We start from the raw sequence: 7,730 nt of genomic DNA on the forward strand, positions 1-7,730 counted from the left end.
CCGGCAACGGTGTGCTCCCAGTCGATCTTGCGGTAGGCCATGGAGACCTGGATCAGCTGGGTGAAGTCGGACTTCGCCGGATCCTGGCAGTGGGGCATCTGGCAGTCGATGTCAACGATGGTGGCATCGGTCAGCACAGTGCTGAAGAAGTGCTCCTGCTTGCCCTCGACGGAGGTGCGGTACCACTTCAGGGTCACTTTCGGCAGCATCTCGCCGGAGGCCAGGGAGTTGTACATCAGCGGCACGGCCTTGTTCAGGGCAACGGTGAACTTGAACGGCTTGTGGACACGCTGACCTGCCGGCTGACCGGATTGCGGATCGGTCGGCACGGTGACGACGTGCTGGAACTCTTGTACCAGCATCTCGTCTTCGTGGCCCTGCACGAAGATGTTGCCGACGGAATCGGAGGTGAAGGCACCGGCGGTGATGTTGCCCTGGGTTTTACCTTCGATGCTGATATAACATGGGGTTGGCATGGAATTGCTCCTGATGGTTGAACGGTTATGACACTCGCCCGAATCCGTTAGCAGCGTCCATGCCACTCTTTTTACCCATTACATTTCAATCAGTTATAAAAAAATCCCCCACAAGGCAGTACGCTCGGCGCAATAAGTTGTACTTTTCAACACGTTTGACCATCAGTCATTGCACTGGCAGTTCAATATTCTGGTATGCGCGCAATTTTTTGCGCCAATCCGACGGGAACACTACTGTTCGTCCACATTGGCGACAGCGGCCAGCTCTACATTCAACCTCACCACCCCCTGTTTCAACGCCCAGGAGATCGCCTGGCACTTGCTGCTGGCCCCCAGCTTGGTGACCACATTGTTCAGATGAAAGGTCACCGTGCGCGGGGTGATCCCCAGGATCTGCGCGATGTCGCTCGTCTGCTTCCCTTCCGCCGCCCAGCGGCATACCTCCAGCTCGCGCAGGCTCAGGGCATCATGAGAGGACTCCCCTACCAGGCAGACCCTCACCACCGCCTCGAAGATATGCATGGATAACCAGCTGAGAAAAGGCACCGCGGAAAGCCACTGCGCTCTGGTGCGAGGTGTGCTGGTGATCAGGGAGAGCAGGCCCACATGACCGTTGGCCCCGTGCCAGGGAAACGTAATGCCGTCGCGCAATCCCGCCTGCTGCGCGAGCGTCATCACCGCAAGGCGCTCATCGTCACAGACCCCCTGCACCATGAGATCCGCCCACAGGATGGGGGTGCTCTGCTCCATCCCGCGCTGGACGACGGGATCGATGGCAAAGAAGTTGGCCTGGGTATAGGCGTCAACCCACTCCTGAGGACAACCATTGAAGATGGTGACATCCGGTCGCTGTATGGTGCTGGGAGACATCAGGGCCAATCTGAAGTAGTCAAATCCCGCCTGTGTCGTCAACTGGCGCAGCAACGCCACTATGGTGTGCTCATCGTCGGCCTGTTCGAACCGGGAGATGAGATCTAACGCGTAGCTTGTATCCATGTTGTCGAATTGTTTTCAAATGGTGTCAGCATTGTTTTTCATGAAACCCAATGGGAGCTGAATCACGTGCCAACAAATAGAAACGGAACCCGTGAAACCCTGATCTCAGGGCCCGCCACGAGCCTTGGGGCTCGCTCTCTGCGGGATGGAGGGCATGACGCAGAGCGAAATACCAATAACCAGAACTTAACTGCATTAAAATCACGAGTTTTTGCAAAAAACATCGCAATCATATAACAGCACTCGGCGGGGAAGGGATAATAAACTTTCCAGATGAGACCTTGGTCACTGACAGGCCAATCGTTTTGTGTCCCGTCCCCCGTTTCTGGCCCTTTACGGGCTTCCCCGGCCTGGCACCGGCTGTTAACATGCGCCCCTTATGCCTGTTATGTGCTCTGGGGTGGCCGTCACGCCGCCCTGACCCTGCCCTGTGCGGCCTCTGCCGCCTGACTCCGGTTATGCCGACCGGCCGGTTTACCCGGCCACCAACAGCCAATGCAACTCTGTGATCCCCGCCATTTCCCCTGATTTGCGGGCCTGTGGCCATGGATCCTCAACGAGCGAGAAAATCCCCATGCTGGAACGTGCAAGACAAGAGTGGTTCTCCAACATACGGGGCGATCTGCTGTCGGGCATCGTCGTCGCCCTGGCGCTGATCCCGGAGGCCATCGCCTTCTCCATCATTGCGGGCGTCGACCCCAAGGTCGGCCTCTATGCCTCCTTCTGCATCGCCGTGGTCATCGCCTTCGTCGGCGGTCGTCCCGGCATGATTTCCGCCGCCACCGGCGCCATGGCGCTCCTGATGGTGACCCTGGTCAAGGAACATGGCCTGCAGTATCTGCTGGCGGCCACCCTGCTCACCGGCCTCTTCCAGATAGCGGCGGGCTACCTCAGGCTCGGCAGCCTGATGCGATTCGTCTCCCGCTCCGTGGTGACCGGCTTCGTCAACGCCCTGGCCATCCTTATCTTCATGGCCCAGCTGCCCGAGCTCACCAACGTCACCTGGCAGGTCTACGCCATGACCGCGGCCGGGCTTGGCATCATCTATCTGTTCCCGCTCGTTCCCGTGGTGGGCAAACTGCTCCCCTCCCCCCTGCTGTGCATCGTCATCCTGACGGCGGTGGCCATCACCCTGGGCATCGACATTCGTACCGTGGGCGACATGGGCGAGCTGCCCGATACCCTGCCGGTCTTCCTCTGGCCCGACGTGCCCCTCAATCTGGAGACCCTGGCCATCATCTTCCCCTATTCAGCGGGGCTGGCGGTGGTGGGACTGCTCGAGTCCATGATGACGGCAGCCATCGTCGACGAGATGACCGACACCCCAAGCGATCGCAACCGCGAGTGCAAGGGTCAGGGGATCGCCAACATAGGCGCCGGTCTGCTGGGAGGCATGGCGGGGTGCGCCATGATTGGCCAGTCCGTCATCAACATCAAATCCGGTGGCCGCGGCCGCCTCTCCACCTTCGTGGCGGGGACCCTGCTCATCCTGATGGTGGTCTTCATGGATGAGTGGATCCGTCAGATCCCCATGGCAGCCCTGGTGGCCGTGATGATCATGGTCTCCATCGGCACGTTTTCCTGGGAGTCGGTACGCAACCTGAAGAGCCACCCCCTCTCCACCAACCTCGTGATGGTGACCACCGTCGCCGTGGTGGTCGCGACCCACAACCTGGCACTCGGGGTCTTCGTGGGGGTGCTGCTCGCCTCTCTCTTCTTCGCCCACAAGGTTGCCCGCGTCATGCTGGTCAAGAGCAACAGCGAGCGCAGCGGCGCCGTGCGTACCTATCTGGTGCGGGGCCAGGTCTTCTTTGCCAGCGCCGAGCAGTTCCTGGCCAGTTTCGATTTCAGGGAGGAAGTGGAGAAGGTGGTCATCGACCTGACGCACGCCCACTTCTGGGACATCACCGCCATCACGGCCCTCGACAAGGTGGTCATCAAGTTCCGCCGCGAGGGGAAAGAGGTGGCGGTCATCGGCCTGAACGACGCCAGTGCCACCCTGGTCGATCGCTTTGCCATCCACGACAAACGCCAGGAGGGAGAGCCCCTGCTGGCCGAGCATTGATCCCGGCGCCCCCATGAGGGCGCTGCCTGCAAGCCATAAAAAAAGCCCGTCTCTCACCATGAGATGGGCTTTTTTTGGGCTGTTGGATCACAGTCAACACACGCGCCTCGGCGCGCCCATCCCGAGCCGATGCGGCAACGCGGGGTCATGACCTGCCGTCAGGGTGCAAGAGGGGCCATGAAAGCAGGAACAGGGTGCCGCCCCGCCCGCCGGGTTGGCAAACAGCACTGCCGCCGTGGGCCTCGGCAATCGCCTTGACCACGGCCAGCCCGAGCCCGCTGCCGCCACTCTTGCGTGAGCGTGACGGATCCCCCCGGCGAAACGCCTCGAAGATATGGGCGGCGACCTCCTCGCTGATGCCAGGCCCTTCGTCTTCCACGCTCAGGATGCTCTGGGTGCCCGAACGATGCAGGCGCACGGTCAGCATGCCCGGTACCGCGTGCTTCTGGGCATTTTCCAGCAGCGCCATCAGGGCCTGACGGATGCGAAGTGCATCGCAACAGACACAGAGTTCGGCATCGAGCTCCCGTTTGAGGGTGAAACCGCTCGCAGCCAGAGGGGTGGCAAACGCCTCGAGCACCACTGCAAGCTCGTCGGCCAGCCTGACCTCTGTTCGTTGCAACTCCAGGTGGCCGCTGTCGTTGAGGCTGAGTACCCGCAAGTCTTCGATCAGGTGGGTCAATCCCTCCACCTGGCGCAACAAACCTTCAAAGAGCGCACGCTCTGGCGGAAATACCCCTTCGGCCAGCCCCTGCAAGCGGCCACGCAATATGGTCACCGGGGTGCGCAATTCGTGGGCGATGGCGGCATTCCAGAACTCCCGCTCGCGGGTCATGCTTTGCAGTCGCTCGGCCATGGTGTTGAAGTCCCGCACCAGTTGCGCCGTCTCCCCGATCGCCTGTTCATCCAGCGGCACGCGCGCATCGAGTTTGCCCTCTGCCACCTCGCGCAGGCTGTTCGCCACCGAATTGAGCGGGGTCAGGATGCGCCGAGAGAGGCGCACCGCCACGTACAGCGCCATCCCCAATGCAATGAGAATGGTCGAGCCGATCCAGGTCATCTCGACCCTGGAGGGCATCCAGCTCTCGGAAATGCTGCCAGGCACATAGGTCACGGCAATGGCGTAGAACACATAGGTGCCGATCACCGCGAGGCAGATGATGCCGAGCGCCATCAGCCCCAGAGAGCGAATGATCTGCCTGCGCAGGCCGGGTGCCGATGTCATGCATCGCCCCCGAAGCGATAGCCGACGCCCCAGACACTGGCGGGCACCCCCTGGATGCCCTGTGCCTCCAGCTTCTTGCGCAGCTTGCTGATGTGGCTGTCCACCGTGCGCTCCTGGGTATCCCCCTCCGGCAGGCAGTGGGTCAGCAGTTCGGCGCGGCTGAACACCCGCTTGGGTGCCCGCATCAGGGAGGCGAGCAACTTGAACTCGGTCAGGGTCAGATCCAGCATCTGTTGCCTCTCATCGCGGCAAATGCTGGCCTCGTGGCTCTCCAGATCGATCTGGAAGGGGCCGACCCGCAGCACCCGGGCCGTGGCCTGTTTTGATGCCTGGCTGCGTCTGAGCACCGCCTGTACCCGGGCCACCACTTCGGCCGGGTTGAAGGGTTTGACCACATAGTCATCCGCCCCCATGCGCAGCCCCATCAGCTTGTCGAGGTCCTGATCCAGGGCGGTCAGCATGATCACCGGCGTGTCGCCACGGGCCCGGATCTCGCTGAGCACCTGCCAGCCGTCGAGCTGCGGCATCTGCACATCCAGCAACAGGAGATCGGGTTTGCATGTCTGGTGCATGGCCAGGGCTTCGCGGCCATCGGCGGCATGCAGGGTGCGCAATCCGTGGCGTTGCAGGTAAGCGGCGAGGATGTCGGCTATCTCGGCTTCATCCTCTGCAATCAGTACCAGTGACTGGGCCGCCGGGTTGGCGGAAGCAGGAAGATACGACATGGTCGGACTCGAAAATGGTGGGCTTGAACTTTATCACCGCCTCCATGGATTCTCCACAAAGCCTCGAATCATTCGCAATAGCCCCTCTCCATAATGCCCGTTCGATGTGCTCTCGCGGCAGCACCATGCCCGGGAGACGGTTTAACGAGGTGAGTATGATGTTTGTCAAACAGCGGTATGCGGGCACCCTGCTCGCCGTCATTGCCGTATTCGGATTGGCAGGTTGCGATGGGGCGTCGCAAGCGCAAGATGCGCCGACCCTTCCTCAGGTGTCGGTGATGACGCTGGCAGAACAGGACCTGGTCATCAGCGAGGATCTGCCCGCCCGGGTAGCCGCGCTGCGCAGCGCCGAGATTCGGGCCCAGATCAGCGGCATCGTGCAGCGCCGCCTGTTCGAGCAGGGCGCCGAAATCGGCGCAGGCACCGTGCTGTTCCAGATAAATCCGGCCCCCTTCAAGGCAGATGTCGACAGCGCCGCCGCCGCATTGCAGCGCGCGGAGGCCGTGCTGGCCCGCGCCCGTATCCAGATTGACCGTCTGGTGCCGCTGCTGCGCACCGAGGCCATCAGCCGCCAGACCTATGACGATGCTGTCTCCCAGCGTGATCAGGCGGCCGCCGACGTGGCTCAGGCCAGGGCGACCCTGGCCCGGCACCAGCTGAACCTGCAATTTGCCAGCGTGGAGGCCCCCATCGCCGGGCGCATCGATCAGGCGCTGGTGAGTGAAGGGGCCCTGGTGTCCCCCACCGACGCCACCCCCATGGCCAGGATCCAGCAGATCGATCAGGTCTACGTCGATGTGCGTCAACCGGCCTCTGTGCTCGACACCCTGCGCCAGCAGGCTGGCTCGACGGCACCGGAACTGACGGTGGACATCCTCGGCAGCGACGGCAAGCCGCTCGGCATGCAGGGGCACATCCTCTTCTCCGGCATCGAGGTGGATGCCGGGACCGGTGACGTACTGCTGCGGGTACTGGTGGACAACCCGGAGCGGCGGCTCTTGCCCGGCCTCTACGTACAGGCGCGCATTCCCCGTGCCCACTATGCCAACGCCCTGAGCGTGCCTCAGCAGGCGGTGGTGCGCACATCGGGCCAGACCAGCGTGTGGGTGGTGGATGGCCAGGGGCAGGCACAACTGGTTCCGGTCAACACCGCTGAACTGGTGAATAGCCAGTACCGCATCGCGTCCGGGCTCAACGCCGGACAGCGGGTGGTGATCGAGGGGATCGACCGCCTGACCCCGGGGACGCAAGTCATTGCCCATCCCTGGCAATCCCCCGCCCTCAGCCAGCAGGCTGACGCCGGTAACCGTTGAATCGGAGACATTTCATGCCGCAGTTTTTCATTCATCGCCCGGTGTTTGCCTGGGTGATCGCCCTCTTCATCGTGCTGGCGGGGGTCATCGCCATCCCCAAGCTGCCCATCTCCCGCTATCCCTCGGTGGCGCCGGTGTCGGTGACCCTCTATGCCACCTATCCGGGCGCCACGCCGCAGACCCTGAACGATGCGGTGGTGAGCCTGATCGAGCGCGAGCTGTCTGGGGTGAAGAACCTGCTCTACTTCGAGTCGTCGGTAGATGCCTCCGGCAGCGCGCAGATCACCGCCACCTTCAAGCCGGGCACCGATCCGGAGCTGGCCCAGATGGACGTGCAAAACCGCATCAAGGCGGTCGAGCCTCGCTTGCCACAGGCGGTGCGGCAAACCGGCCTGCAGGTGGAGTCCGCCTCGTCCGGCTTTCTGATGATGGTCGGCATGACTTCACCGGATGGCCGCTTCGATGAGGTCGCGCTGAACGACTACATGGCGCGCAATATCGTGCAGGAGCTGCGCCGCATCGACGGCGTGGGGCGAGTGCAGCTGTTCGGCGCCGAGCAGGCCATGCGCATCTGGGTGGATCCGGGCAAGCTCGCCGCCTACGGGTTGACCATCAGCGAGGTGGCGCAGGCCATCGAGCAGCAGAACGTGCAGATTGCACCGGGGCGCCTCGGCGACGAACCCGCCCTGCCTGGCCAGCGACTGACGGTTCCCCTCACGGTAGAGGGGCAACTGACCACTCCCGAGGCGTTCGCCGCCATCGTGCTGCGGGCCGGTGGCGATGGCGCCAAGCTGGTGCTGGGTGACGTGGCCCGGGTCGAGCTGGGGGCGCAATCCTACGCCTTTTCCAACCGCGAGAACGGGGTGGCTGCCACCAGCGCCGCCATCCAGCTCTCCCCCGGCGCCAACGCCGTGCGCACCGCCGATGCGG

7 protein-coding genes are annotated in these 7,730 nt (G+C 62.8%); 3 read left to right on the forward strand and 4 right to left on the reverse strand.

Annotation, left to right across the window (positions count from 1 at the left end):
- Positions 1-476, reverse strand: a 476-nt coding sequence (gene hcp1, locus AB5Y51_RS07740; protein WP_368178243.1) for a type VI secretion system effector Hcp1, incomplete at its 3' end; no start/stop codon positions are given.
- 231 nt (positions 477-707) lie between these two features.
- Complete coding sequence (locus tag AB5Y51_RS07745; protein ID WP_041214665.1) at positions 708-1,472, reverse strand: LuxR family transcriptional regulator; 765 nt, start codon at positions 1,470-1,472, stop codon at positions 708-710.
- Positions 1,473-2,046: 574 nt separating this feature from the next.
- Between AB5Y51_RS07745 and AB5Y51_RS07750 the strand changes: the two genes are divergently transcribed.
- The gene (locus AB5Y51_RS07750; RefSeq protein WP_041211261.1) at positions 2,047-3,537 is read left to right on the forward strand and encodes a SulP family inorganic anion transporter; all 1,491 of its coding nucleotides are present in this window, start codon (positions 2,047-2,049) and stop codon (positions 3,535-3,537) included.
- A 145-nt stretch (positions 3,538-3,682) separates the two neighbouring features.
- Here the strand turns inward: AB5Y51_RS07750 and AB5Y51_RS07755 are convergent, their stop codons facing one another.
- Together AB5Y51_RS07755 and AB5Y51_RS07760 are read right to left on the reverse strand one after the other, a co-directional pair.
- Positions 3,683-4,762: an ATP-binding protein gene (locus AB5Y51_RS07755; RefSeq protein WP_368178244.1), complete on the reverse strand. Its 1,080-nt coding sequence runs from the start codon at positions 4,760-4,762 to the stop codon at positions 3,683-3,685.
- On the reverse strand, positions 4,759-5,487 hold the full coding sequence (locus AB5Y51_RS07760) for a response regulator (protein ID WP_323889135.1): 729 nt from the start codon (positions 5,485-5,487) through the stop codon (positions 4,759-4,761). The genes AB5Y51_RS07755 and AB5Y51_RS07760 overlap by 4 nt, the downstream gene beginning before the upstream one ends.
- A gap of 155 nt (positions 5,488-5,642) precedes the next feature.
- On the opposite strand from AB5Y51_RS07760, the gene AB5Y51_RS07765 reads away from it, so the two are divergent.
- Both AB5Y51_RS07765 and AB5Y51_RS07770 read left to right on the forward strand, forming a co-directional pair.
- Positions 5,643-6,800 (forward strand): efflux RND transporter periplasmic adaptor subunit, encoded by a 1,158-nt coding sequence (locus AB5Y51_RS07765; RefSeq protein WP_368178245.1) that lies wholly within the window; start codon positions 5,643-5,645, stop codon positions 6,798-6,800.
- A 14-nt stretch (positions 6,801-6,814) separates the two neighbouring features.
- Positions 6,815-7,730, forward strand: a 916-nt coding sequence (locus AB5Y51_RS07770; protein WP_368178246.1) for an efflux RND transporter permease subunit, incomplete at its 3' end; no start/stop codon positions are given.

It is taken from the genome of Aeromonas sp. R7-1 (genome assembly GCF_040908115.1).
Classification (GTDB): Bacteria; Pseudomonadota; Gammaproteobacteria; order Enterobacterales; family Aeromonadaceae; genus Aeromonas; species Aeromonas caviae.